Below are 26,554 nucleotides of genomic sequence, written 5' to 3'. Positions count from 1 at the left end.
GTCTAATGGTTTTAAAACTAGTCTATCCGATTCTTAAAACACAGGATAATATAGCTTTAACAACAGATAAAACGGTGATGAGTTTTTATCGTATTCCCAACACTCCCATCACCATTACTGATAAAGCTAAGAAACAAAAACACAAGCTGACAACTGCTCAGCTAATAAAAAAACTGGTTAAAAACAAGTCCTTTGAAGTCTCCTTGATTCCAAAGGACTATTTGCTAGAAGAAAAGATGAAAGACTTTTCTCATGCCTTGTCCCCCGATAGTCAAGCATTGGGGGAAGAACTGTTGCAGTATTCGACAGACAAATTGACACAAGAAATGGAAATTCCCTATCAGTTTGACTGGTTGATTGGTGTCAATCTTTTAAAAGATGACCAGAACACCACCGTTCAGGATATGGCGGTTGAGCGCTTCTCTGAAGTCTCTGAAATGATTGCTAATAGCATGGGCTTTCAATATGATATTCCTGAAGATTGGGCGCAAGATTATCTGGTGAGTGAAACGACTATCTATCAAACCCTTTCTGCTCTTCGGGCACAACGTTTGACCAATGAAGAGCTCTTTTACTATCAACGCATGCAATACTTGCGCTATATCCCTCATCTAAAGCAAGAAGTCACCGCCAATCGGGCGCTCTTTAATGTGACAGATACCGTCTTAAGACCAATGGCAGGGGGCTTTATGAAGTTAGATAGCCCCTATGGTTCTTCTTTTCTCACCATTCTTCCGATTGCTAAAACACCCGTTATTTTTAATGGCTTTCATCTGGGAGAATTTACCCAACACTTTAACTTCCCTGTAGAACTACGAATAAAAGCAGAATTTATTGAAAAGAACTCTTTAAAAGGACGAATGGCACGTTCTAATATTCGCTACCGCAATATTATGAAGGAAGCAGAAAGTACCGATACCGTCCAACAAGATGAAATTATTCTCGGGGCAATGTCTTTAAAAGACCTCATGAAAAAGGTAGGCGGAAAAGAAGAAGTCATTGAATATGGGGCTTACCTCATTGTTTCTGCTTCTAGCTTGTCCCAACTACGACGTCGCCGTCAGGTGGTCTTAAGTTACTTTGAGGATATGCACGTAGAAGTGAGTGAAGCTAGTCATGATACGCCTTATCTCTTTCAGTCCCTTCTCTATGCTCAACCACTTGAAAATAAGACCAGAACGTGGACACACTATGTCACTCCTAGAGGCTTTGCGGAGCTAATGCCCTTTACCAATACTTCTTCAGGAAACCATATTGGCTGGCATATCGGACGGGTGGATAATTGGACAGGACGTTGGGAAAGTATTGAAAAGGCACAAGAAGCTTCTAAAAATATGGTGCTCTTTAATGCGACCGTTGGAAATAAAGAAGGGATTGCAGGGAAACTCACGAAAAACCCACATATCCTGATTACTGGGGCAACGGGTGAAGGAAAATCCTTTTTGGCAGAACTTATCTTTCTTCTAACCTCTCTTCAAGATGTGAAATGCTTGTATGTTGACCCGAAACGCTCTATCCGGAAACACTTTGAAGCAATTGCTCATCACCCAGACTTTGAAAAACGATTCCCACTTTTTGCTGAACATATCAAACAGATAAACTTTGTCACTTTGGATAGTAAGGTGAAATCCAATCATGGAGCTCTTGACCCAATTGTCATGTTGGATAAAGATGACGCTGTTTCGGTTTCAAAAAATATGCTCAATTACCTTATTTTCTCTAACAAGCGAATTAAGGTCACAATGAAGCAAATGACCGCTATTTCTAGAGCGATTAACAAAGTGGTAGCTCAAAGACAAGCAGGAGAAACGGTTGGGTTAAAACACGTCCTCAAAGAGCTCACCAATAGTCAAGATAGCACTATCTTTGAAGTAGGAGACTATTTGACTTCAATTGTTGAAAATTCGATTTTGGAATTAGCCTTTTCTGATGGGAATGTGGAAGGTCTCTCCTACGATAAACGAGTGACTGTTTTAGAAGTAGCAGACTTATCCTTACCAGATAAAGACACTCAACAAGATATTACACCAGAAGATAAAGAAATCAATTCTACGGCTCTGATGTTTGCCTTGGGAGCTTTCTGTACACGTTTTGGAGAACTCAATCGTTATGAAGATACCATTGAATTCTTTGATGAAGCGTGGGTACTGATGAAGTCGGCAGAAGGACGAGCCGTTATCCAATCCATGCGCCGTGTTGGACGTTTCTTTAACAATGTCCTCTGTCTGATTACGCAATCCGTTCATGACGCTGAAGGAGATGATGATACTACAGGATTTGGGACACTCTTTGCCTTTAGAGAAGACAATGAACTTCCCGATATTTTAGAACACGTTGGACTAACGGACAATGAAGAAAATTTGGAATGGATTAAAAATATGATTTCAGGGCAATGCCTTTATAAAGACGTTTACGGCAATCTCAATATGATTTCCATTTATAACATTTTTGATAGTATTGACCCACTTCTAAAACCAATGAAAGCTACTGTTTCTTCCAATCTTGAAAATAAATACGCATCTTAAGGAGGTGAGCTTGTGCAAGAAGCATTTGAAAAATTAAAAGGCATGGATATTTTTTCTTTAAAATCTTATACAGTACAAACTGGATTTTTGGATATTAGCGGAATCTGGGTGATGTTCAACGAAATCTTTGTCAACTTCCCCTTTTTCCTCCTTAACCTCATTGTTGGTTTCTTCTCCCTGATGATTCGGATTTTAGAAAATGTCCGTCTTTATGACACCTACAAGCAATATGTTTTCAATGGTGCTCAATCCATTTGGCGAGGATTTACAGGAGCTCCTTCTGGTGTGGCTCAATCATCATTAGTCTTTCTGATTCTCCTTTGCCTAGCTTTTTATCTCTTTTATCAGTTCCTCATTTCTAAAGGCAATTTCTCTCGAAAATTGCTTCATGTCCTTCTGGTTCTCTTTTTAGGCTTTGGTTGGTTTGGGACAGTTGCTGGAACTTCTGGTGGATTGTATTTGCTCAATACAGTAGACAATGTCGCTAGTACTACGATTCATCACATTTCTAATGTCTCTGTCTCCTACGGAGAAAATCAATCTTTAAAGATAGGGGCTTCTATCGCTGATTCTTATATCGCAGAAACTTCTTATAAAGCCTATCTTTTTGTCAATACAGGACAAGAAAACGGGAAATACAAAAACCGTCAAACAGGAAAAGAAGAACTGTTTGATGATTCAAAAGTCCTAGGCAGCTTGGATAAATCAGGCAAATTTAAAGCCGTTTCTACCGCAGATAGAAATGATTACTTAAAAATGGGAGACGGAGCTAACAATGATAAAGAGAAAAACCGTTGGGTATCAGCCATTCCTGACTATATCCCTGTCAAGTTCTTCTATATCCTTTTTAAAATGGTAGAAGCAATTGTCATCGCCATTCCTATTGTCTTAATTCAGTTGCTCAATGTCCTTGCACAAGCCCTTGTCCTTATCATGATTCTTCTTTTTCCTATTGCTCTTTTGATTTCTTTTATTCCCAAAATGCAAGATATTCTCTTTGGAGTTTTTAAGGTGATGTTTGGTGGCCTTGCCTTTCCAGCCATTACTAGCCTGTTAACCTTGGTTTTGCTTTACCTTGAAAAAATCATTGAAAACTTAGTAAGTAGTGGCTTTGATAAGGTTATTGGAGATTTTTCTTCTTTATCCACTTTTAGCGCTCTCTTTGAACTAATCGTCTCTGTTTGTGCTAAAGGAGTGATTTATTGGTTGCTTTGGAAATACAAAGGAGAATTGATTGAATTGTTGCTCGGTTCACGAGCCAAGATTACGTTTGATGAGATAGATACCAAAGTCAAAGAAACCGTGACAAATGGACAGGAAACTATGAAGCAGCTACCTACAAAAGCCACTAACGCCTTTGAAATGGCTCAAACATCTGGAAACTTTTTCCTTGCTGGAGCGGGATTTGGAGCGGGACTATTCATGAATGCTGGTAAACAGATGAAAACTCTTTTTTCAAATCCCCATCCGACTTCAGAAAAAACAGAAAGTTCAACACCTTCAGAAAATGACGAGGAGGAAACACCCGCTACTTCTTCCTTTGAAGAAACAGGCGTTCCCGACGAGGTAACAACACCATTTCAAGAGCCAGATATGCCAATGGAGACTTTTGAATCTGCTATTCAGGAAGAAGAAACAAGTACTCAACCTTTTGACACAGAACCTTCCCCGCTGATGGATACAAAGCAGAACAGAGAACAAGAAGAGTTTGAAGAACGCCGTCAAAATCGCCTCTCTTGGAGACAAAAACATCACATCAATAAACTTGAAAAAGAATTAGAACCTTACAAAGATGATGAAGCACTATACCAAGCGCAAGGTTCAAATGCTTTTATCAGGAACTATCGTAAAACCTTGCCAAAAGACGATAAATTGAAAGTCAATATCAACCGTAAACATCAGATAATAGAGGAATTAGCACGATTGAGAGGAGGAAAGGAATGATGAATACACGCATTTATTCTAAAAGAGGTTTTGAACAGACGGTGAACAATGCGGTTGCCCTTGCCTATGGAAGGAGAAAGCCTTCTATTGACTTTCTCCTTTTATTTTCAGTAAAAGAGGCTGAGAAAGAGCAACTGTTAGCAACTATTAAAGAAAATCCTCTCATTTTAACGGCTCAATGGCGATTTGAAACAGTAATGATGACAGTCTATGTGAAGACTTAGGAGGAAAGATGAAGAAAAGATTAGTAATCGTCAGTAGTTTAAGTATTCTCCTTTTACCTTTATTCTTGGTTGTCATTATCATAGGAGCTTTTGCGGGTAGTGCATCTTCTAATGGACAAGCCAAAGGATTACAAACGAAACTAACCGCTAAAGAGGTGGCTCAAAAAGCTAATATTTCAGAAGAACGAGCTAGTGATGTCATCAAAATTCTCAACTATGAACTCTCACAAGAACAATTTACTATCGCAGGAGCTTCTGGAAGTTTAGCGGTTGCAGAGCGCGAAAGTGGCTTTGACCCTAAAGCCGTCAATACAGGTGGTGGCGTAGCTGGTTATTTCCAATGGTCGGGTTGGTCTTCTACTATCAATGGCAATCGCTGGTCAAAGGCAAAACAAAAGAAATTAGATTCTGATATTGAACTAGACCTCTTGTCTACAGAGCTAAACGGCTCTTATAGCAAAGTCAAAACAGAAATGCAAAAAGCGACTGACCCTGAAGAGGCAGCCCTTTATTGGTCAGAACATTATGAAGGGGTCGCTTTATCAGACGGTCAAACCAAAGCTAGTGACCTGAAGAAGAATGCGAGAAAATGGTATAACCTCTTCAAAGACACTTTAACAGGTGATACAACTAATGCCAAAACACGATACGGTGGAGGCGTAACTTCTGATGGAGTGCCTGCTGGATATAGCCTTACAAAGGCAATCAACACTTCTAACTATACTTCTGCAACTTATCCTTGGGGACAATGTACATGGTTTGTCTATAACCGAGCCAAAGAGGTAGGCGTTAACTTTGACCCTTATATGGGCAATGGTGGGGATTGGAAGCAGAAAGCAGGCTACCAAACCACACATACACCAACTGAACATAGCGCTCTTAGCTTCTCTCCTGGACAAGCTGGCGCAGACCCAACTTACGGACACATTGCGTTTGTGGAGCAGGTCAAATCAGACGGGTCTATTCTCATTTCAGAAGCCAACGCCAAAGGACTTGGAGTTGTTTCTTACCGCACATTTGATAAAGCAACAGCTAACCAATTTACATACGTGATTGGGAAGTAAAAATTTGACAAAAAACTACATTTGTCGTACAATTGAAGTACAAAAGAGGTGATTGTATGACTAAAAAAATGTTTCAAAAGCGAGTAGATTCAGAATTACTAGATGAAGTATCGGTACTATACAAATCCTTAGGAACTTCTGTAGGTGACGCTTTCGTGATGTTCTTACAAAAATCAAAGGAGGTGAATGGATTGCCATTTGATTTAAGAAAACAAGTCCATGCTATTTCTGATAATCCTTTAGAAAGACTAGCTTTGGCAAACTCAAATGTTATCAAAGTGACTGCTTCTAATCCAGAAGCAATCGCAGATTTCTTTGATGAAGACTATCCAGAATACGAGGAAAGACATGGACAACTATAACCCATATGATATTCTGGTAGCAACTATCGCTTTTAGTGATGGGACAGGAGCTAAAAGACGTCCTGCTCTAGTCATTGCAAATAATGAAGAAGTTATCAGAACCTACCGTATCACTAGTCAGTATTCCCGTAAATCATCTTATATCCGTTCAAAATACTTTGAAATAAAAGAATGGGAAGAGGCAGGATTAGTGAAACCATCTTGGATTGATACCGTTCAACTTTATGATTTAGACGTAGAACTTGTTCAAGTTCGCTTAATCGGAAAGTTAACAGAAAATGACCAACAGAGATTTGAAAAATTTTTAAGAGAAAATTAAGATTATACGATTATATTATAAATAATGCTAAAACTTTTCTTTTTCATAATCTCCTTAAGGTAAGGGCTTTATAGCTCTTGCTTTTTTTATTGCCTAAAAGGGGGGAAAACTATGCAAGTTATTTTACCAGAAGAACAAACAAAAGAAATTCAACTTTTTGTTGCAAATCTTATTAAAAATGAGATTGAAACCGTTAAAGAAGATTCAGGACAAATTAGTCCTTTTTTAAATAAAAAGCAGACCTGTCAGTATCTGGGAATTTCAAATAACACGCTGGATATCTGGATAAGAAAGGGAATGCCACATATTCGGATTGGAAAAACAATTCGATTTTATAAAGATAGTATCCGTAGATGGATGATACAACTGGAAAATCACTTTTGATTTCATTATAATAAAGTCAGGGTAATTTTCTAGCTCAGTAAAAAGGAGATTACTATGACAATTACAAAAACTTCAAATGGTTCTTATCGTTTAAAACTCTATGTTCCAACAGAAGCTAGACCTTCTTTGGGAATTTCAGGACATTACTACGATAAGCGTTTTAAAACAAAAAAGGAGGCTAAAGAAGCTGAATTACAAATTTTAATAGATATTAACACTATCCAAAAAGGGGGTGCATTACCACATCAAGCAATCAATGGCGATATTCTCTTCAAAGATTTTTATCATAATGTCTGGTGGGAAGCCTATAAAGCAGGTCAAACGACTTCAACAAATAAACCACCCACTCTTCCAACAGTTAACAATACAGAAACTGTTTTTAGATTACATATTTTACCAATATTTGGAAATTATTCCATTAAATTTTTAAATCAGAATAAAACGGTTGTTTTAAATTTGATGACTGCTAAAGCAAATGAATATGCCAATTTCAAGGTCATACGTAGTTATGTTAATTCTATTTTTGACTGGGCAGAGGAATTAGAATATATTGAAATGAATCGCCTATCTAAAACAATCAGTCGTATTAAGGCTACTAAAAAAATCAAATTACAAGAAGCTAAGCGTGATGAAGATTTATACCTTACTTTAAGTGAGTTACGGGAATGGTTTGAAATGTTCCAAGAGGACCTAGAAAACAAAAAATTGTCGCTTAAAGACTATGTTTTATTTTTTACAACTTTTATCTTAAACGACCGTAAATCGGAAAGCTATGCTTTACAGTGGAAACATATCTCCTTAGATATATCTGAAATTGGTTTAATTCAAGCCTTGGATAAATATAAGAAGCCTAAGTCTACTAAAGGAGAAAAGAAAACAATTTTTACTATTCCTCAAGAGTTAACTGTTCTCTTATATCAATGGAAAATTCAACAAAAAGCAGAATTAGCAAAATTTGGTATCATTCAAACTCCAGAACAATATGTCTTTACTTATATTGACACTAAAGGCAATGTGAATAGCCCTCTGCATGCAGATTACCTTAATAACAAGATGAAATCTGTAGAACGTCGCCATAAAAATCTTAGACATGCCACTCCTCACATGTTAAGGCATACTGGTGCTACTTTAGCTAAGAAGGCAGGAATGTCTCTGGAATCCATTTCAGAAGCTTTGACACATAGTGATTTGAGTACAACAAAGATTTATGTTAATACTTCAAATGTTGTTCCACTTAGTGCTGGCGAAACTGCTTACAGAGAGCTCAAAAATAAATAAGGTAAAAATAAGGTGAATTTTGAGGTGAGTTTTTCAAAAAGTGCACGAAAAAACACCCAATGAGGTAAACATTGAGTGTCTGTAATCGTTGCTGTAAAGCTGTTCTTAACGTTTTGAGAATTGTGAAGCTTTACGAGCTTTCTTAAGACCTGGTTTCTTACGTTCTACCATACGAGCATCACGAGTAAGAAGGCCTGCGCGTTTCAATGAATCGCGGAAGTCTGGGTCTACTTGAAGAAGGGCACGAGCGATACCGTGACGGATAGCTCCTGATTGACCAGCGTAGCCACCACCATCAACGTTTACGAAAACGTCGTATTGACCAACAGTTGAAGTAACTGCGAATGGTTGGTTGATAACCAAACGAAGGTCAGCGTGTGGGATGTACTCTTCAACATCTTTTTTGTTTACAGTGATTTTACCAGTTCCTGGAACAAGGCGAACGCGTGCAACAGCGTTTTTACGACGTCCAGTACCTGCATATTGTGCTTGTGACATACTTTATTGTTCCTTTCCTTAGATAAGTCCTGAAATATCAAGAACTTCTGGTTGTTGTGCAGCGTGAGTGTGCTCAGCGCCTACAAATACTTTCAGCTTCATACCTTGAGCACGGCCAAGAGTATTGTGTGGAAGCATACCTTTAACTGATTTTTCGATCAAACGAACAGCGTTCTTAGAGCGAAGTTCACCAGCAGTGATAGACTTCAAACCACCTGGGTACATTGAGTGAGTGTAGTAAACTTTATCAGTTGCTTTTTTACCAGTCAATTTAACTTTTTCAGCGTTGATAACGATTACGAAGTCACCTGTATCAGTGTGTGGTGTGAATGTTGGTTTGTTTTTTCCACGAAGTACGCTTGCTACAACTGCAGAAAGGCGTCCAAGAGGTACATCAGTAGCGTCTACTACATACCATTTACGTTCAACTTCACCTGGCTTAGCCATGTATGTTGTTTTGTTCATGATTTCTCCTATGAATATCGTTTTTGTTTACAGGGCGGATGTTCCGGTCCGCGGGTTATTTGAAAGGTTCCGGGGCCTTACAAATGGGGTAAACAATACCGCCTACTATCATACCAAATTTTCTAGCCAAAAGTCAATATATTTGATGCAATTATTTATAAAATAACGATTTTATATGAATTCTGAAAATTTAAGTTTGAGCTTCACTGCCAATGCTAAAGAGTCCTAGGGTACCTGAGCCTGTATGCGTCGAGATGACTGGGCCGAGAGGCATGATGAGGACTTCTGTGACCTGTCCAGAAGCCAACAGCTGCTCCTTGATATTTTCAGCAACTTCTTTTTCTCCCGCATAAGCGATCACCACCCGCGGATCAGCAACTCCCTCCAGAGTCATGCGGACCACTTCGGCCTGTGCTTTCTTCTTACCGCGAACCTTAGCTACCGAGTCCAGAGTTCCATCTCTCTTGACAGCGATAATCGGCTTGATATTGACCAAACTCCCCATAAGCGCAGCAGTTTTGGAAATCCGACCGCCTCGCATGAGGTGATTGAGGTCATCAACCAGAAAATATGTCTTGACCTTAGGCACCAAGCTCTCAATCAAGTCTGCTGTCTGCTCCAAGGTCTGGCCTGCCGCTCTAGCTTCCGCAGCCTTCATGACCAAGAGTCCCTCCCCCATAGAAGCCGCCTTGGTATCAATAATCCGAATGACCGCATTCGGGTAGTCCTCTAGAACCATCTCCCGTGCCATAACTGCACTCTGATAGGTGCCAGATAGAGCTGAAGCAAAGGCTACATAGAGAACCGGCGTCTCTTCCTTGGCATAGCTACGAAAAATATCCTCAAACTGACCAACATTAATCTGGCTGGTCGTTGGCTTACTGCCAGACTCCATCTTGGCTAAAAGCTGCTCACTGGTCAGCTTGTCTGGTCCGACAGTCTCGTAGGTTTGACCATCTAGCTGAATGGTCAAGCCCAGAACCTGCACATCATTTTCTTGAGCCCAGCTTTCCGACAAATCTGCCGTCGAATCCGTTAAAATTTTAAAGGTCATCTTTTTTCTCCATCATTTTTTGTAAATCGCGCAAAGATTGGCTGTCCAGCGGTCGCAAGGGCGGTCTTTGCAGGTTAATTTGCCCGCTTAGCTGATTGAGGTCTGACTTGGTAACAGCCACTCGCTTCTCTAACTCTCTAGCAGATACTCTCAAAGCCCCTTGGGCAAAGACAGTCCACTGCTCATTGAGATCGCTGGTCGCAACCGATACCTGATTTTTGAGTGTATTGAGCTCAGCTGCCAAGCGCTCAATATAGTCATCTGCCGTTTCCTCCTCTTCAGTGAAAACGACCGTTACATTAAACTCCTCGTAGGTCTGCCGAACTCCCGGCATATACTGGGCATCAAAGACGCAGATAACTTCCAGTCCTTCAAAGCTGGCATAATTGCTAAGCTTATGAAGCAGAATCGTTCGCGCGGCATCTAGCTCTCCGCGGTTAAAGTAAGGACGAGTCTCCTGCCAAAAGGCAGTCATATTGTAGCCATCCACCAGTAAGATTTTTCTTTTCATAGGCGATTACGAAAAACTTCATACATGAGAACAGCCGCTGCGACACTGGCATTGAGGCTCTGGACATGCCCATTCATAGGAATGGAAATCATCTCATCCACCTGCTTTTTGATATTACTGGAGATTCCCTTACCTTCGTTACCGATGATGAGGGCAAGTTTGCCAGCTGTATTCCATTTATGAGAAGGCGTCCCCTGCATATCTGTACCGAAAATCCAGAAACCAGCTTCCTTGAGTTTGTCCAGTGTCTGGCTGAGATTGGTCACGCGGGAAATGGGAATATGCTCAATGGCACCCGTTGAAGTCTTGGCTACGACTGGTGTCACTCCAACCGCTCGATGCTTGGGAATGATGACTCCTGCCACATTGGTCGCATCAGCCGTCCGCAAGATAGAGCCTAGATTGTGCGGGTCAGTCAGCCCGTCCAAAATCAGCAAGAGAGGATTGTCTTCCTGCTCTGCTTTTTTCAACAGTACCTCGAAGTCAGTGTAAGCGAACTCTGCCACTCGCAGAACAAAGCCCTGATGGACTGCCCCGTCGGTCATTTCCTGTAAAGTTTTCTTGGGTGTCCAGGAAATGGAGACCTTTTTTTCCGCTGCTAAATTCTTAATTTTATCGACCTTTTTACCACGAAGGTCATCCTGAATATAGAGTTTATTTCCAGTGTTAGCTGCGAGAGCCTCTGTCACCGCATGCACACCGTAGACAATATCATTTTTTTCCATAGGTCTAGTATAACACAAAGGCGCAAAAAATGTCGGCCGGATTTATTCGGGCGAGACAGATTTCTGCTCTGATAAAACGCAATCAGCCAACTCCAACTTTCACCACCAGTCATGCTATAATAGAAAGAACTCTAAAAAAGGAATCTCGCACTTATGTCTCTCCTCCAACGCACCATCAAATTGACATTGGCTACCTGCCTCGCTGCTTGGCTGGCTGACTTTTTAGGTCTTACCTACTCAACTTCAGCTGGCATTATTGCTATTCTCAGCATTTCCGACACCCGCCGCAGTACAGCAAAGCTGGCTGGAAACCGCTTTTTGTCCACCCTGCTGGCTCTGGCTATCGGAAGCCTGGCCTTTCACTTTCTGGGCTTCAACCTCGGAGCATTAGCCCTCTATATCGCAGTCTATGTGCCTCTGGCCTTTCGTCTAGGCTGGGAAATCGGCATCACTCCCAGCACTGTTCTAGTCACTCACCTGCTCTTAGAAAAATCCAGCTCCTGGCCCCTCCTCGGCAATGAGCTAACCCTTTTTCTCATCGGAACTAGCTTTGCTCTTCTAGCCAATCTCTACATGCCCTCGCGCCAGCAAGAAATCAACAGTTACCATGAGCAAGTAAAGGAACAGCTGAAAAAGATTCTCCTGCGTTTTGAATATTTCTTAAAATCTGGAGACGGCCGAAATGATGCGACTCTAATCAAGGAATTAGATGACATCCTGCAAGAAGCCTTACAACTGGTCTATCTGGACCATTCCAATCACCTCTTTCATCAGACCAACTACCATATTCATTATTTTGAAATGCGGCAGGCGCAAAACCGCATCCTGGAAGACATGGCCGGTAACATCAACAACTGCCAGCTGGCAGCCAGTGAAAGCTTGATTTTGGCTCGCCTCTTCTCCAAGACAGCCCAACAGCTCAGTCAAGAAAATCCTGCTCACGAGCTGGTTGAAGAAATCGAAACCTGCTTGGCTGTTTTTCGCGAGCGGCCTCTTCCTAAGACTCGCCAGGAATTTGAAACCCGCGCTATGCTCCTGCAGCTCCTACGAGATTTGGAGACCTTTATTAAAATTAAAGTGGAATTTTATCAAAATTACCAAAAGGTGCAAGCAAGTTAGCTCTACGCTATTTCCAATAAATAATAAAAGGAGTTGAAAAATCTTCAACTCTTTTTCTTATTAATCAAAGGCGATCGCTCATTCTTTTAAGTGATAAGAATAACTTGCAACCACGACATCCTCATACCATTTCAGATAGTATTTCAATTTCAAGCTCATCTGGTTATGCAGGACATTTTGCCATCTCTTTTTAGGTATAAACTGAGGTACTAGGACTGTCACTGTTCGTCCTTCTTTTTTAGCTCGCTTGGCCACCTTAATCACATACTGAACTGTCGGACTAATGATATTGCGATAGCTAGTCGTGACTGTCTCAAATCGAATATCAGGAAAGTAGTCAGCAAACTCCTCGGCGACTTCGGCATCCTTTTCAGCAGTCTCCGCTGTTGAAACGTGCATTGCTACGACTTCATCCCCGATACTGCGAGCATAGCTCATCGCACCAACACTGACTCGGGTGACATTCCCGACTAGGACAATTACTGTATTGCCAGTGTAGTTCTGACGCTCGATGTGATCCTGCAATCTCAGCTGTTTTGCAACTCTATTATAGTGCTGTTTGATAGATAAGAACAGCCAAGTCAAGACGATGATAATAGGGAAGAAGGGCCAGATATCTCTGAGACGAAATAAGAGCAAAATAAGGACAATCCCGTAACAAATGATCGCTCCAAGGATATTCGCAATCGAATGCTTCAAGAAATTATTTCCATATTTTTTCTTCCAATGGACAACCATACCAGTCTGTGAGAGAGCAAAGGGTACGAATACACCAATGGTGTACAGGGGAATCAAGCGCTCTGTATTTCCCTCAAAGATACACAAAAGAGCAATCGCTCCAAACGCCAAAGTGAAAATGCCATTAGAATAGCTCAGACGATCTCCTTTTTCCATGTACATATGAGGCATGTATTTGTTCTTAGCCATATTGTAGGAGAGCATCGGAAAAGCTGAAAAGCCTGTATTGGCTGCCACTGCTAAGATCAAAGCTGTTGACAATTGGAAAACATAGAACAAGATACGACCAAGAGGAGAAGTCCCCAAAATTGCTTGCGCCATCTGAGCCAGGGTCGTTACACCTTTGACAGGCACGATGCCAATCCAATAATTCAAGAAGGTAATGCCCGCAAACATGATGCCTAGGATTAAAGCCATAATCGAGAGGGTAGCTGCGGCATTATGGGCTTTTGGTTTCTTGAAAAAGGGAACCGAATTGGAAATAGCTTCCACTCCTGTCAAGGAAGCAGAGCCGCTGGTGAAAGCACGAAGCAGTAAGATCAAACTTACTCCAGCAATCGGACTACCAATCCGCGCGGTTGCGTGATAGTCTAAATTTCCTGTCAGGATTTGCACAAAACCAAAACCAATCAACAATAAGGTGCTGACAATAAAAAGATAGACAGGAATCATCAAGGAAGTGGCCGATTCTTTTAATCCTCGGAGATTCATTAGCATCAACAAGAGAACTAGGAAAATGGAAATATGTAAATTGTAAGGATGTAAGATAGGAATTGCAGAGGTAATTGCGTCCGCTCCAGAAGCGACTGAAACGGCTACTGTCAACATGTAATCTACCAGCAAGCTTCCGCCAGCGATCAAACCTGCTGTTGGAGATAGATTTTCTGTCGTCACCATATAAGCTCCTCCTCCTTGAGGGTAAGCATGGATAACCTGACGGTAAGAAATCGTTAAACTCGCTAATAAAACCAATACGACAATTCCTATGGGAAGCGACCACCAAATGGCACCAATAGAAATAGACGTCAAGACTAAAACAACCTGCTCTGGTCCATAAGCAATCGAAGATAAAGCGTCACTGGAGAGCATGGCTAAAGCTTGCATCTTAGTCAGTAAATGGCCATCATCGCCCTCTTTCCCAGATTTTAATGGGCGTCCAATAAAAAAGCCTTTTAACTTGGAAAACATAAGTTCCTCCTTTAAAAACATGAGCCATTCTACTCCTTTTCAGAAAACATGTCAATACTTTTCTGAAAATAAATTTTCATAAATTTAAACTTCCTGCTTTTTATCCAAATGCTTGATGAAAACCATCTCAATAGATATCAACACCATTCTCCAATCTTACTAAAAAATTGAAGGTGAAGAGGATAGAAATCGCAAGCGGCGTAGCTAGAAAGTACTCAAACAATCTATTTAAAGTTTCAAACACACTCTCCTACAAAATCTTCCATTTTTTCTGGAAACAGCATGCTTGTTTATAAAAAAAACGAGCTTTATGCCAAGCTCGTTTTTGATATTTAAATTTCTTAAATTTTAGTGATTGTTAATAAAAGAGTTCTATCTCAGAATAAACAAGATGACAATGAATCAGAACGAAGCCTCTATCTTCCGAATACACCAACCAATCAACTCTTCCAGTCGCTTAATGGATTCGGTCATATGCAGGTAGCCCACAACCGCCTCAAAACCGGTAGACATGCGATAGGTGACGATGTCCGTATTCTTAGCCTTAGTGTGGCTGTTGGCATTGCGACCACGCTTATAGATATCCTCTTCTTTCTCCGTCAGAATCCCTTCTTCCAGCATGAGAGAGATGAGATTAGCCTGAGCCTTGGCAGAAACGTACTTGGTCGCTTCCCTGTGCAGCTGATTGGGCTTGGTCAATCCTTGAAAAATCAGGTGACGCCGGATATACATGGAGTAGACAGCATCTCCCTCAAAGGCGAGGGCAATACCGTTAATCAAGTTGACATCAGTCACGTGTCCACCTCACTCCGCCCTTGGTATCCAAGAGTTTGATACCCTGAGCGGCTAATTCATCCCGAATACGGTCGGCAGTCGCAAAGTCTCGATTAGCACGCGCTGCTTGGCGTTCCTCAATCAAGCGCTCAATGTCCGCGTCCAAGACTTCTTCTACAAAGACGATGCCAAAAACTTCTAAGAGCTTGGCAAAGGCTTCCTTGACTTGAGCTGTGTAGTTGCCAGAGTTGATCCACTTGGCTAGCTCGAAGACAACCGTGATACCATTGGCCGCATTGAAATCTTCGTCCATTGCAGCGGTGAACTTGTCTAGAAAGACCTGAAGCTGAGCAGAGTCTGCCTGACCAGTGAAAGGCTGCTCATAGGTATTCTTCAAATACTTAAGATTGGTCGCAGCATCATGAACTGCTTTTTCCGTGAAATTAATCGGCTTGCGATAATGCTGGGTAGCAAAGAAGAAACGTAGCACCTGACCATCAATGGTCTTGAGGGCATCGTGAACAGTAATGAAATTGCCTAGAGATTTGGACATCTTGACGTCATCAATGTTGACAAAGCCATTGTGCATCCAGTAGTTGGCAAAAGTCTGACCGGTCTTGGCTTCTGACTGAGCGATTTCATTGGTATGGTGAGGAAACTCCAAGTCTGCTCCACCACCGTGAATATCAATGGTGTCACCCAAAATCTCTGTCGACATGACCGAACACTCGATATGCCAGCCCGGACGACCAGGTCCCCAAGGACTGTCCCAAGAAATCTCGCCTGACTTGGCAGCTTTCCAGAGGGCGAAATCTACTGGATTTTCCTTACGAGCAGTCTCTTCATCTGTCCGACCAGAAGCGCCTAACTCCAAGTCTATCAAGGTTTTGTTAGCTAGTTTGGCATAATTGTAAGACTTTTCCACTCGGAAATAGACATCACCCTCTGACTCATAGGCAAAACCTTTTTCAATCAAGTCTTCCACAAAATGGATGATGTCAGCCATAAACTCCACAACACGCGGATGCTGAGTAGCCGGCTTGACCCCCAAAGCGGTCACATCTTCGCGAAATGCGGCGATATACTTGTCCGCCACTTCTTTGGGAGTGATGCCTTCTTCCTTGGCCCGATTGATAATCTTATCATCTACATCCGTGAAATTGGAAATATAGTTGACTTCAAATCCCCGATACTCAAAATAGCGACGAACCGTGTCAAAAGCTACTGTTGAGCGGGCATTGCCGACATGGATGTAGTTATAAACCGTCGGACCGCAAACATACATGCGGACCTTGCCCTCCTCAATGGGCACAAATTCACGCAGGCTGCGGGTCATAGTATCATAGATTTTGATCATATTTACGATGCTGAGAGTCCTTAGAAAGCAGATAAGATCAACTACAGAAGCAGTCCTCTATTTTCAAACTTTCTGTCCCTACTCAGTTCCTTTCTAGTTCCTTTGCTATTGTCAAGGCGATGGTGAAAAAAGTCACGGCATCAGCCGTCCGCTCTTCATGGCGGGCATCCCAGGTTCGGTTATGATGATCCACATAGTCGGCTGTGTAGAAAAACTGATAGACCTTGGTCTGGCGGAATTGACTCCAAGCCATGATAGCCGAAGCTTCCATGTCCACCACTTGAGCTCCAGCAGCTAAGCGACGCTTGACCTTATCAGGCGTTTCCCGATAAAAGGCATCAGTCGTCCAAGACTTGGTGCGAATATGCTCGATATTGTGCTTGTCAAAAATGGCTTCAAGCTCAACCAGCAGAGACTCGTCATAGGCTACTTCGTCACCTGGTGGGGCATAGTGATAGCTAGTCCCTTCATCTCGCAATGCAGCAGCCGGCAGGATAATCTTGTCCGCCTCAATTGAGCGATCCAAAACACCACAGGAACCTAAAATGACGAAATTCTTGAAACCTCTGGCTGCCAACTCCTCTAGCTGGCCGACTACCATCGGAGCTCCAATAAGTGCCGTCATGACCGCCACTCGATTTTCATCACATTTATATATATACCAAGGAAATTGACCGTTAAGATTTTTTAAATAGCCTCCCAGATAGACTTCTTCTGATTCAATCAAGCCTTGTAAAATTTCCCCGTTAAAGGACAAGATGATAGTTTTACAAACCTCTCCCTTATCAATAATCTGCCTATCTGTTGGTTCGATAACCCCAACTACATCTTCAAATTCTTCTAATAGCATAGCCCCTCTTTCTTTAAGGCTTCAGCAAAGCCACCTTCATCTTTTCTATGCGGCGCAGCTTGGTCTCATCTTTCTTAGCTTCACTGATATAGCAAGCCCATTCTTGCTGATGGCTGGAAGGTAGTTTGGTAAAATGCTCCTTGGCAGGACCATCCAACATTCCTTGCAGCTCAAGGACTGCTTGATTCAAAATAGAATCTGACATAGCCATCTCCTCCAGCTTTCATTTTTTGCTTTGAACATACTTGTAAACAAGTGCTTCACGTTTCCCCTAAAGTTCTGACGAGTGATGGCTGCTATCACGGGCATGCTCCAGCTTATCCAGATAGTATTCCCGCTTCTCCTCTACCTCGTGGATGGTCGGCTCATCTTTCTGACCGTGAACACGAACAATCTTAGCTGGGATACCAACTACTGTCACGTCACTAGGCACATCAGCCACGACTACAGCACCAGCACCGACCTTGGCATTTTCACCAATTTCAACTGGACCAATGACTTGAGCGTGAGCGGAGACTAAGGCACCCCGACGCACTGTTGGATGACGTTTGCCTATATCCTTGCCTGTTCCTCCTAGGGTCACACCGTGGTAAAGCATGGCTCCCTTCTCTACAATGGCCGTCTCTCCAATCACCAGACCGCTCCCATGGTCGATAAACACACCCGACTCAATCTGGGCGCCCGGATGAATCTCAATCTGGGTCCAGAAACGCCAGAACTGGCTGTGCATGCGAGCTAACAGCTTGAAGCCATGCCTCCATAGAAAATGCGAAAAACGATGAGCCGCCAAAGCTTTGAGACCCGGATAGGTTAATAAAACTTCCAGCGATGTTCGCGCCGCTGGGTCATTTTCTTTTACAATATTAATGGATTCTTTCCACCAACCCATGCTAACCCCTTCCTTTCTCTTAAATAAGGAAAGACGAGAGCTCAGCTCGTCTCTACTAATGTTCATCTTACTCTAGGAAAAGTAAGCGGTTCAGAAACTCTGGCATAGAACCTGCCAGCTTCAAACTAGTTAGACAGTTACCTGCAAACACGCCCGACTCCTAGCCGCCTAGACTCCCATAGGTCAAAGCAAACCTTTTGAAAGAGAGGGTGCCCCAAACGGACTAGTTTCTCTATCCTTCTGTTTGCTCGACTTTGACTTCCTTTCGTTCCTTGTGAACTTTTGGATGATGATGTTTACCATGGTCTTTCTTTGGCTTATCAGACTTAGGCGGACGCGGCAAGAGAGCCTTCATAGAGGCATCTACGCGGCCTTTTTCGTCAATCTTAATGACTTTAACATCAACAAAGTCACCAATTTGCACCAGATCTTCGACATTGTTGGTCCGAGTCCAAGCCATTTCCGAAATGTGAACCAGTGCATCCGTCTTGTCAAAGAGGTTGACAAAGGCACCGAATTTCTCAATTCGAACAACCTTGGCATGATAAACTTCGTCCACTTTTGCTTCGCGGACCAAGCCAGCAATGATTTCCTTGGCACGATTAATGGCATCTTGGTCGCTGGAGTAGATGGATACATTACCCTCTTCATCGATATCAATCTTAACACCTGTTTCAGCGATGATCTTGTCGATGGTTTCTCCGCCTTTTCCGATGACAATCTTAATCTTATCCACATCAATCTTGATGGTGTCGATTTTCGGAGCAGTCGGAGCCAACTCAGGACGCGGAGCTGGGATAGTCGCTTCAATCAAGTCTAGGATTTCAAAGCGGGCTTTCTTAGCCTGGGCCAGAGCTTCTGTCAGGATTTCCGCTGTAATTCCTTCAATCTTGATATCCATCTGCAGGGCGGTAATCCCTTCGCGGGTACCAGCTACCTTAAAGTCCATATCGCCAAAGTGGTCTTCCAAACCTTGAATGTCCGTCAGAACTGTATAGTTGCTGCCATCTGAAATCAAGCCCATAGCAATTCCGGCAACTGGTGCCTTAATCGGCACACCACCAGCCATCAGAGCCAAAGTGCCCGCACAGATAGAGGCCTGTGAGGACGAACCGTTTGACTCCAAGACTTCCGCTACCAGACGAATTGCATACGGAAACTCTTCCAAGCTAGGCAAGACTTGCTCCAAGGCGCGTTCCCCAAGAGCACCGTGTCCAATTTCACGACGACCAGGAGCCCCATAACGACCTGTCTCACCGACAGAATATTGCGGGAAGTTATAGTGGTGCATGAAGCGTTTCTTGTATTCTGGATCCAAGCCGTCCACGATTTGCGTTTCGCCCATTGGTGCCAGAGTCAGGACAGACAAGGCTTGGGTTTGCCCGCGAGTAAAGAGACCAGATCCATGCACGCGCGGCAGGTAATCCACTTCCGCATCCAGCGGACGGATTTCATCAACCTTACGGCCATCAGGACGGATCTTATCTTCAGTAATCAAACGACGCACTTCCGCATGCTCCATTTGTTCCAAGATTTCAGCCACATCTCGCATGATACGGTCGAATTCCTCGTGGTCTGCATATTTTTCTTCGTAGACTGCTGTGACTTGGTCTTTGACAGCCTGAGTTGCGGCTTCGCGCGCCAGCTTTTCTTCTACCTGAACAGCCTTTTGCAAATCGCTGTTATATGCTGCGACAATCTCTGCCTGCAACTCTTCATCAACATGCAGCAATTCTACTTCTGCTTTTTCCTTACCGACTGCTGCGACAATTTCTTCTTGGAAGGCAATCAATTTTTTGACCGCTTCGTGCCCTTTGAGAAGAGCTTCCAACATGATATCTTCAGACAGTTCCTTGGCTCCAGATTCTACCATGTTGATAGCTTCTTTGGTACCAGCCACTGTCAGTTCCAAAAGTGAAACTTCTTTTTGTTCCTTGCTAGGGTTGATGATGAATTCACCGTCTACATAGCCAACCTGAACTCCTGCGATAGGGCCGTTAAAAGGAATATCTGAGATAGAAAGAGCCAGAGAGCTACCGAACATAGCAGCCATTTGAGGCGAAGCACCTTCATCATAAGAAAGAACGGTATTGATAACCTGAACTTCATTGCGGAAACCTTCCGCAAACATGGGACGAATCGGACGGTCAATCAAACGAGCCGTCAAAGTCGCATCTGTTGACGGACGGCCTTCGCGCTTGTTAAAGCCACCAGGATATTTCCCAGCTGCATACATTTTTTCCTCATAGTTGACTTGCAATGGGAAAAAGTCACCAGTAGCCATCTTTTTGGACATGGTTGCCGCAGTTAAAACGGTACTTTCTCCATATCTAACAACAGCACTACCATTTGCCTGCTTTGCAACCTGACCGGTTTCAACAACCAGCTCACGACCTGCAAAAACGGTTTTAAAAACTTGTTTTGTCATAAAGACTCCTTGCCGAGCACATGCTCAATTTTTTTCATACGCCTTGGCTACAAAGATCAAGATATTAAGACCGTCAAAAGCAAAGTAAAAATAGGAAACTGGTGAAGTCTTCGATGAAGAAAAGACCGTTTATCTTTTTACACAGCTTTTAGGTCGTATTCAGTTCATCAAGATACACTTAAAGTGCTAAGGAGCGGTTCGACTAGCTCTTTTAATTTGATTTGATGGTCTTAGTAGCTTATTATATCCTCATCTTTGTATCAAGCACGTACAGACCCTATTTTACCACAATTTCAGTCAAAAGAAAAAGACCGGAAATGGCTTTTTTCTATAAAAATACTGAAAATCTATTTTTCTTTTTTCTAAGCAGACAGCTGAAGTCATATTTCCCTAATTTTTTCCTATGAGCAAGACATTCTGAAGGATTTTTTGCTATACTTAATATAGTTATTTAATCAAAAGGAGTAAACTATGGAACAAAAACATCGTTCTGAATTTCCGGAAAATGAACTCTGGGATCTGACAGCCCTTTACCAAGACCAGGAGGACTTCCTGCGGGCCATCGAAAAGGCCAGAGAGGACATCCAGAAATTCGTCCGTGATTACCAAGGCAAGCTCAGCACTTTCGAAGATTTTGAGCGGGCCTTTGCTGAGTTGGAGCAGATTTATATCCAAATCGGCCATATTGGCAACTACGGCTTTATGCCACAGACCACTGACTTTGGTGATGAGAGCTTTGCGCAGATCGCCCAAGCAGCCATGGAGTTTGAGACCGAGGCCAATGTCGCGCTCAGCTTCTTTGACGACGCCCTGGTCGGTGCAGATGAGTCTGTCTTAGAGAGACTAGGCCAAGAAGCCCATCTGACTTCAGCCATTCGCCAGGCTAAAATCAAAAAAGCCCACTATCTGGGAGCGGATGTCGAAAAAGCCTTGACCAATCTAGGTGAAGTCTTTTACAGTCCACAGGATATTTACACTAAGATGCGGGCCGGCGACTTTGCTATGGCTGACTTTGAAGTAGACGGCAAAGTTTACAAAAACAGTTTTGTTACCTACGAAAATTTCTATCAAAACCATGAAAATGCAGAAATCCGTGAAAAAGCTTTCCGTTCTTTCTCAGAAGGCCTTCGTCAGCACCAAAACACCGCTGCTGCTACCTATCTGGCTCAGGTCAAGTCTGAAAAACTACTGGCCGATATGAAGGGCTATGACTCTGTCTTTGACTACTTGCTGGCTGAGCAAGAAGTCGATCGCTCTATGTTTGACCGGCAGATTGACTTGATTATGAGCGAATTTGCCCCAGTAGCTCAGAAATACCTCATGCATGTCGCCAAGGTCAATGGACTGGAAAAGATGACCTTTGCCGACTGGAAGCTGGACTTGGACAGCGAGCTCAATCCTGAAGTCAGCATTGATGATGCCTGTGACCTGGTCATGAAGTCAGTCGAGCCACTCGGACAAGAGTATTGCCAAGAAATCGCCCGCTATAAAGAAGAACGTTGGGTAGACTTTGCGGCCAATGCTGGAAAGGATTCTGGAGGCTATGCTGCGGATCCTTATCGGGTTCACCCTTATGTCCTCATGAGCTGGACCGGTCGCATGAGCGATGTCTATACTCTGATTCACGAGATCGGCCACTCTGGTCAGTTTATCTTCTCTGACAATCACCAAAGCTATTTCAACGCCCACATGTCCACCTACTATGTGGAAGCACCGTCTACCTTTAATGAGCTCCTGCTCAGCGACTACCTGGAACGCCAGTTCGACAATCCTCGTCAGAAACGCTTTGCCCTGGCTCACCGTCTGACGGATACTTACTTCCACAACTTCATCACTCACTTGCTGGAAGCTGCCTTCCAACGCAAGGTCTATACTTTGATCGAAGAAGGCGGAACCTTCGGTGCAAGCAAACTCAACGCTATCATGAAAGAAGTCTTGACAGAATTTTGGGGCGATGCCGTTGAAATCGACGATGATGCTGCCCTGACCTGGATGCGTCAGGCCCACTACTACATGGGACTTTACAGCTACACTTACTCCGCAGGCTTGGTCATTTCTACTGCCGGCTACCTACACCTGAAAAATGACGAAAATGGTGCCCGTGACTGGCTTGAGCTACTCAAATCCGGCGGCAGCAAGACTCCGCTTGAATCAGCTATGATTATCGGTGCAGATATTTCGACAGACAAACCACTCCGCGATACGATTCAATTCTTGTCAGACACAGTTGAGCAGATTATTGCCTACAGCAAGGAGTTGGGGGAATAATGAATAGACAAAATCAGCTTGAACCTTTCGTTCAAGCTGATTTTTTAGCCTTTATAATAATTTTAAAAAAGTCTGAACAAATACAAATAAAGTAAAATGTAAGCACTGAAACAGGTGATAAAGATAAGCCACCTTGTCCAGAACTGGGACTTGATATAATTTTCAGGTCGCAATAGCCCTATGAAAAACCAGATGAGACTCCAAAAAATCAATCCCAATAGCTGAGCGGCAAAATATGAAATGAAAAGCAAAACAGGAATCAATAAGGCCAGTACTATTATAATCCTTTTTTGTGTTATCTGTTCCCGCTGGATCATACACCCCACAAAGAAACAGAAGACCGCTGGAGCGATGAATGGTGTCAAAATCATAAAAGCAAAGAAGAAATTCGCTAATAACTTAATAATAACCAGCACCTCGTTTCCATCATGTTTTAAATAGTCCCTCCCTCTAGCGTGGCCTATTAACAACTTTACCCGATAATTTTCTTTTTTCTTATTATACCTTAAATATTGTCTTTTTAAACAAAAAATTTAAAATTAATCTATTTGCTTATCTTCTTCCAACATTTATTAGTGAAAACAAAATAGACCACTCCCAAAAAAGAGCAGTCTCATTTTAAAACAGGTCTATTTTAGTCTTACACTCACTGACTATCCTAACTCCGCCACAATGGCTTTAATCTGCTGGGCAGTATGGACACCCGCTACCTGCTTGACGACTTGACCGTCTTTTTTAAAAAGTAGTGTCGGGATAGACATGATGCCAAAGGTGCGTGCTGTCGCTGGATTTTCATCCACATCCATCTTGACAATCTTGAGCTCATCTTCAGAAAGTTCCTCTGATAGTTTATCGAGGATTGGCCCCTGCATGCAGCAAGGCCCGCACCAAGTCGCCCAAAAGTCAATGAGCACTAATCCTTCCCTGGTTTCTTGTTCAAAACTTGCATCTGTGATTGCTTTTACCATTATTTTTCTCCTTTATTTTTAGTCAAACTTTGCCAAATCCTGCTTCATCAGGAAAAAGAACACATCTCCATAAGTGCCCTGATAGTTCAAATCATAGCCTTTATAAGTCAGCTTTTTAACCGGATAATAATCTGCTACCCCAATCAAGCAGGCTTGCTGGGACTGCTCAAACTCCTGATAAGACTCAAAGGTCATCTTCCGCTCCTGCTTGACAGCATCCAAATAGGTAATTTCAATCATAAAACCTCCTTTCGATTACAATTGTAACCAACATGTTTTATAACTATATTGTAACCTATGATATTACATCAGTCAAATGAAACGACTTGGGGAAATCAATCCACTTTTCAAGTAAGCCGCCGATTGCCTGACAAACAAAAAAGCCTCCCATCGGAAGACTTTCCCATGTAAATAAGAAAAAACAGGTTCAATGCCCCTTGTGCTTTTTCAACCGTTTTTGCTGTTTGAGTTTGAATTTCCTTTGCTTAGCCAGTTCTTTCTGCTGCTTGCGCTTGACTCGAGCGATTTTCTTTTGCTCTTCAAATTGCAGCTTCAGCGCTTCCTGAGACTTTGAAGAACGTGAAGCCATCTGCTCCTTTTTAGCCTGTCTCTGCAGGCGTTTAGGACTGACCGACTTAGTCATCTCCTTAACTCTGATGCTAGGACTAAACTTCAACCGATGATAATAACGGTTTAGAAAATTCAACAATTCCTGCGTACTAGGCTCTGCACCAAAGGTGACTCGGCAAACTCTATAAGATTGAGCATGTTCCTGCTCGAAAAGACCGTGCCAAAATCCCTCTTCAAAATAAACTGTCAGCGTCATTGAAATCTTATCCATGACAGCCCCTCCTTTAAAAATTCCTAAGAATGGACAACCAAGGAGGAAGGTTACTGACAAAAAATGGATTTTTTGCGTCTGGACTACCAACCAGAACTGTGTTTTTATCTTAGTAGCTACAGTTTAGCAAGATTTTCTAAAAAACTCAAGGTTATCGGAATCTCGCTTAGATGACTGAATTGGATTTTCTTGTATGAGATCCAGAAAAATCAAAAACAAGAAATCTCTCCCCTTGTAAAATAAATTCATTTCCGCTATAATACTACAAATACTGAAAGGAGAGAGAGATGAAATACATTTGGGCCTTCTTAGTAACCTTGGTCTTGGCTGGACTGACTGTTTTCTTCTGGCATTCTCAGACTAAACCGAACCCTACCCCTCCTAAGCCAGAAATCACACAGACAGCTTCTAGCGAGAAGAGCGACAATCAACCGACTCCTACTGATGACATTGTGTCTGAAGAGTACAGCGTTTCACACGATGACAAGCAACTCTACGGAAAGATTACTGCTCCCTCTGACTACAAGAGTAAAAAATTGCCGACTATTGTTATCGCGCATGGATTCAACAACACCCTTGAGCAATATGAAATGTACAGCCAGCTGCTGGCAAAGCAAGGTTATCTGGTTTACAGCTTTGATTTCTACGGTGGCAGCCGCCAATCGAAAAGCGGTGGGCAGGATATGCTGAATATGTCGGTCAAGACCGAACTGACAGACTTGACTCAAGTCATGGAAAAGCTTCGTTCTGAGACCTTTGTAGATAAGAGCAAAATGAGTTTATTCGGTGCCAGCCAAGGCGGTGTTGTTGCCAGTCTCTATGCTGCAGCTTATCCTGACCGTGTGCACAAACTCATGCTTATCTTTCCGGCCTTCGTTCTTTTCGATGATGCCAAGGAGACCTACCGTGAGCTGGGAAGCCCAGACCTCGATCAACTTCCTGATAGCCTGACACACCGCAATGCTACTCTGGGCAATATTTATCTGATTGATGCCTTAGACATTGACATTCAAGCAGAGCAGGCCAAAATCACCGCTCCGACCCTCATTATCCACGGTACTGACGACGCTGTCGTTCCCTACCAGTATGCGGTTGACGCCAGTCAGACCATTCCAAATGCAGAGCTGGTCACTGTAGAAGGCGGGAAACATCGCATTGACCAACGCTTCGCTATCACTGCCGCTCCTGCAATCCAAAAATTCTTGAAAGAGTAAAACTCACTGATAGAAAAAGTTCTTCTAAAGAAATAGAAGAGCTTTTTAGTTGAAGCATTAGAAGAATTAGTCTAAGACAGAAGATGTCAATGATACTTGAGTATCTCAAGACGGGCTAGATTTTAGAGGTAAGATAGTCAAAAAGCCCTCTGAAATCAGAGAGCTAATTTGAACTCGGGGTAAAATCCTAGTGAAAATTAAAAATCTCCCCGAAGGGAGAAGATCTGGTTTATTTTACCTTACAGTGCTAGGAACCGTAACCGAAGATAATACTTGAGTATATCGAGGTAAGGTGACAAAAGTAAAAAGCTCTATAATTTCTGTAGTGGGTAAATCCACCGCAGGGATTATGGAGCCTATTTTGTTGTAGAAAAAAAGTCCCATAAGACCTATAATGAAAAGCAACGAAACCATCATTAGAAAGACTCATATGAAACAAGAAATTTTATCACAAACCTACTCGAAATTAAAGACAAAAATATCATCATTCTAGATTACAAGGACTCGGGGACTCATAAAGAAATCCTCGCTAAGCTAGATTATCCCGCACCTAAATGCCCTCACTGC

27 protein-coding genes are annotated in these 26,554 nt (G+C 42.6%); 11 read left to right on the top strand and 16 right to left on the bottom strand.

Translation table 11 applies throughout. The features are described from left to right. The first annotated feature begins 5 nt into the window (after positions 1–5). From FZ952_RS06410 to xerC, 8 genes are all read left to right on the top strand, one after another. Positions 6–2,525 carry an ATP-binding protein gene (locus FZ952_RS06410; RefSeq protein ID WP_148881043.1) on the top strand — a complete coding sequence of 840 codons (2,520 nt, stop codon included), beginning with the start codon at positions 6–8 and terminating at the stop codon, positions 2,523–2,525. Positions 2,526–2,537: 12 nt separating this feature from the next. Beyond that, positions 2,538–4,469, top strand: a complete 1,932-nt coding sequence (locus FZ952_RS06405) for a conjugal transfer protein (protein ID WP_148881042.1) — start codon at positions 2,538–2,540, stop codon at positions 4,467–4,469. After that, positions 4,466–4,693: a hypothetical protein gene (locus tag FZ952_RS06400; RefSeq protein WP_070670843.1), complete on the top strand. Its 228-nt coding sequence runs from the start codon at positions 4,466–4,468 to the stop codon at positions 4,691–4,693. Before FZ952_RS06405 ends, FZ952_RS06400 begins: the two co-directional genes overlap by 4 nt. 8 nt (positions 4,694–4,701) lie before the next feature. After that, entirely contained in the window at positions 4,702–5,757 is a 1,056-nt protein-coding gene (locus FZ952_RS06395; protein WP_070670842.1) for a phage tail tip lysozyme, read from the top strand. Positions 5,758–5,813: 56 nt separating this feature from the next. Beyond that, a complete protein-coding gene (locus FZ952_RS06390) occupies positions 5,814–6,119 on the top strand; it encodes a hypothetical protein (protein WP_000162871.1) in 306 nt (101 codons plus the stop codon). Then, positions 6,106–6,438 (top strand): type II toxin-antitoxin system PemK/MazF family toxin, encoded by a 333-nt coding sequence (locus FZ952_RS06385; RefSeq protein WP_002299685.1) that lies wholly within the window; start codon positions 6,106–6,108, stop codon positions 6,436–6,438. Before FZ952_RS06390 ends, FZ952_RS06385 begins: the two co-directional genes overlap by 14 nt. Positions 6,439–6,549: 111 nt before the next feature. Then, positions 6,550–6,822 (top strand): helix-turn-helix domain-containing protein, encoded by a 273-nt coding sequence (locus FZ952_RS06380; RefSeq protein ID WP_148881041.1) that lies wholly within the window; start codon positions 6,550–6,552, stop codon positions 6,820–6,822. A gap of 54 nt (positions 6,823–6,876) precedes the next feature. Further along, positions 6,877–8,100, top strand: a complete 1,224-nt coding sequence (gene xerC / locus FZ952_RS06375) for a tyrosine recombinase XerC (RefSeq protein WP_062201041.1) — start codon at positions 6,877–6,879, stop codon at positions 8,098–8,100. Positions 8,101–8,205: 105 nt separating this feature from the next. Here the strand turns inward: xerC and rpsI are convergent, their stop codons facing one another. The 5 genes from rpsI to rlmB all read right to left on the bottom strand — a co-directional run bounded on the left by rpsI (position 8,206) and on the right by rlmB (position 11,353). Then, positions 8,206–8,598, bottom strand: a complete 393-nt coding sequence (gene rpsI / locus FZ952_RS06370) for a 30S ribosomal protein S9 (RefSeq protein WP_002902303.1) — start codon at positions 8,596–8,598, stop codon at positions 8,206–8,208. 18 nt (positions 8,599–8,616) lie between these two features. Then, positions 8,617–9,063 carry a 50S ribosomal protein L13 gene (gene rplM / locus FZ952_RS06365; RefSeq protein ID WP_003026230.1) on the bottom strand — a complete coding sequence of 149 codons (447 nt, stop codon included), beginning with the start codon at positions 9,061–9,063 and terminating at the stop codon, positions 8,617–8,619. Between the two features lie 190 nt (positions 9,064–9,253). Then, entirely contained in the window at positions 9,254–10,117 is an 864-nt protein-coding gene (locus FZ952_RS06360) for a DegV family protein (RefSeq protein ID WP_148881040.1), read from the bottom strand. Continuing rightward, on the bottom strand, positions 10,107–10,628 hold the full coding sequence (locus FZ952_RS06355; RefSeq protein WP_148881039.1) for an NYN domain-containing protein: 522 nt from the start codon (positions 10,626–10,628) through the stop codon (positions 10,107–10,109). The genes FZ952_RS06360 and FZ952_RS06355 overlap by 11 nt, the downstream gene beginning before the upstream one ends. Further along, entirely contained in the window at positions 10,625–11,353 is a 729-nt protein-coding gene (gene rlmB, locus FZ952_RS06350; protein ID WP_148881038.1) for a 23S rRNA (guanosine(2251)-2'-O)-methyltransferase RlmB, read from the bottom strand. The genes FZ952_RS06355 and rlmB overlap by 4 nt, the downstream gene beginning before the upstream one ends. Positions 11,354–11,506: 153 nt before the next feature. On the opposite strand from rlmB, the gene FZ952_RS06345 reads away from it, so the two are divergent. Then, positions 11,507–12,472 carry an aromatic acid exporter family protein gene (locus FZ952_RS06345; RefSeq protein WP_148881037.1) on the top strand — a complete coding sequence of 322 codons (966 nt, stop codon included), beginning with the start codon at positions 11,507–11,509 and terminating at the stop codon, positions 12,470–12,472. A gap of 78 nt (positions 12,473–12,550) precedes the next feature. Here the strand turns inward: FZ952_RS06345 and FZ952_RS06340 are convergent, their stop codons facing one another. From FZ952_RS06340 to pnp, 7 genes are all read right to left on the bottom strand, one after another. Continuing rightward, positions 12,551–14,398: an APC family permease gene (locus FZ952_RS06340; protein WP_148881036.1), complete on the bottom strand. Its 1,848-nt coding sequence runs from the start codon at positions 14,396–14,398 to the stop codon at positions 12,551–12,553. 402 nt (positions 14,399–14,800) lie between these two features. Further along, positions 14,801–15,193 carry a Mini-ribonuclease 3 gene (locus FZ952_RS06335; RefSeq protein WP_148881035.1) on the bottom strand — a complete coding sequence of 131 codons (393 nt, stop codon included), beginning with the start codon at positions 15,191–15,193 and terminating at the stop codon, positions 14,801–14,803. Next, positions 15,186–16,529: a cysteine--tRNA ligase gene (cysS, locus tag FZ952_RS06330; RefSeq protein ID WP_148881034.1), complete on the bottom strand. Its 1,344-nt coding sequence runs from the start codon at positions 16,527–16,529 to the stop codon at positions 15,186–15,188. Before cysS ends, FZ952_RS06335 begins: the two co-directional genes overlap by 8 nt. Positions 16,530–16,611: 82 nt before the next feature. Further along, positions 16,612–17,379 carry a nucleoside phosphorylase gene (locus FZ952_RS06325; RefSeq protein WP_148881033.1) on the bottom strand — a complete coding sequence of 256 codons (768 nt, stop codon included), beginning with the start codon at positions 17,377–17,379 and terminating at the stop codon, positions 16,612–16,614. A 13-nt stretch (positions 17,380–17,392) separates the two neighbouring features. Beyond that, positions 17,393–17,590 carry a YdeI/OmpD-associated family protein gene (locus FZ952_RS06320; RefSeq protein ID WP_062201061.1) on the bottom strand — a complete coding sequence of 66 codons (198 nt, stop codon included), beginning with the start codon at positions 17,588–17,590 and terminating at the stop codon, positions 17,393–17,395. 60 nt (positions 17,591–17,650) lie between these two features. Next, complete coding sequence (gene cysE, locus FZ952_RS06315; RefSeq protein ID WP_148881032.1) at positions 17,651–18,268, bottom strand: serine O-acetyltransferase; 618 nt, start codon at positions 18,266–18,268, stop codon at positions 17,651–17,653. A 232-nt stretch (positions 18,269–18,500) separates the two neighbouring features. Beyond that, positions 18,501–20,696, bottom strand: coding sequence for a polyribonucleotide nucleotidyltransferase (pnp, locus tag FZ952_RS06310; RefSeq protein WP_148881031.1), 2,196 nt, complete (start codon positions 20,694–20,696; stop codon positions 18,501–18,503). Positions 20,697–21,167: 471 nt separating this feature from the next. On the opposite strand from pnp, the gene pepF reads away from it, so the two are divergent. Further along, positions 21,168–22,964, top strand: coding sequence for an oligoendopeptidase F (gene pepF, locus FZ952_RS06305; RefSeq protein WP_148881030.1), 1,797 nt, complete (start codon positions 21,168–21,170; stop codon positions 22,962–22,964). A 62-nt stretch (positions 22,965–23,026) separates the two neighbouring features. Here the strand turns inward: pepF and FZ952_RS11790 are convergent, their stop codons facing one another. The 4 genes from FZ952_RS11790 to FZ952_RS06285 form a co-directional block, all read right to left on the bottom strand. Further along, positions 23,027–23,428, bottom strand: a complete 402-nt coding sequence (locus tag FZ952_RS11790; RefSeq protein ID WP_082757371.1) for a hypothetical protein — start codon at positions 23,426–23,428, stop codon at positions 23,027–23,029. 189 nt (positions 23,429–23,617) lie between these two features. After that, positions 23,618–23,932: a thioredoxin gene (gene trxA, locus FZ952_RS06295; RefSeq protein WP_148881029.1), complete on the bottom strand. Its 315-nt coding sequence runs from the start codon at positions 23,930–23,932 to the stop codon at positions 23,618–23,620. 18 nt (positions 23,933–23,950) lie between these two features. Next, complete coding sequence (locus FZ952_RS06290; protein ID WP_148881028.1) at positions 23,951–24,172, bottom strand: DUF4649 family protein; 222 nt, start codon at positions 24,170–24,172, stop codon at positions 23,951–23,953. 187 nt (positions 24,173–24,359) lie between these two features. Further along, positions 24,360–24,773 carry a YjdF family protein gene (locus FZ952_RS06285; protein WP_062201078.1) on the bottom strand — a complete coding sequence of 138 codons (414 nt, stop codon included), beginning with the start codon at positions 24,771–24,773 and terminating at the stop codon, positions 24,360–24,362. Between the two features lie 287 nt (positions 24,774–25,060). On the opposite strand from FZ952_RS06285, the gene FZ952_RS06280 reads away from it, so the two are divergent. Continuing rightward, positions 25,061–25,987, top strand: coding sequence for an alpha/beta hydrolase family protein (locus FZ952_RS06280; RefSeq protein ID WP_148881027.1), 927 nt, complete (start codon positions 25,061–25,063; stop codon positions 25,985–25,987). Positions 25,988–26,554: the final 567 nt, after the last annotated feature.

Source organism: Streptococcus sp. Marseille-P7376, from assembly GCF_902460385.1.
GTDB lineage: Bacteria > Bacillota > Bacilli > Lactobacillales > Streptococcaceae > Streptococcus > Streptococcus sinensis.
This window is presented reverse-complemented; position numbering and strand designations above follow the sequence as displayed.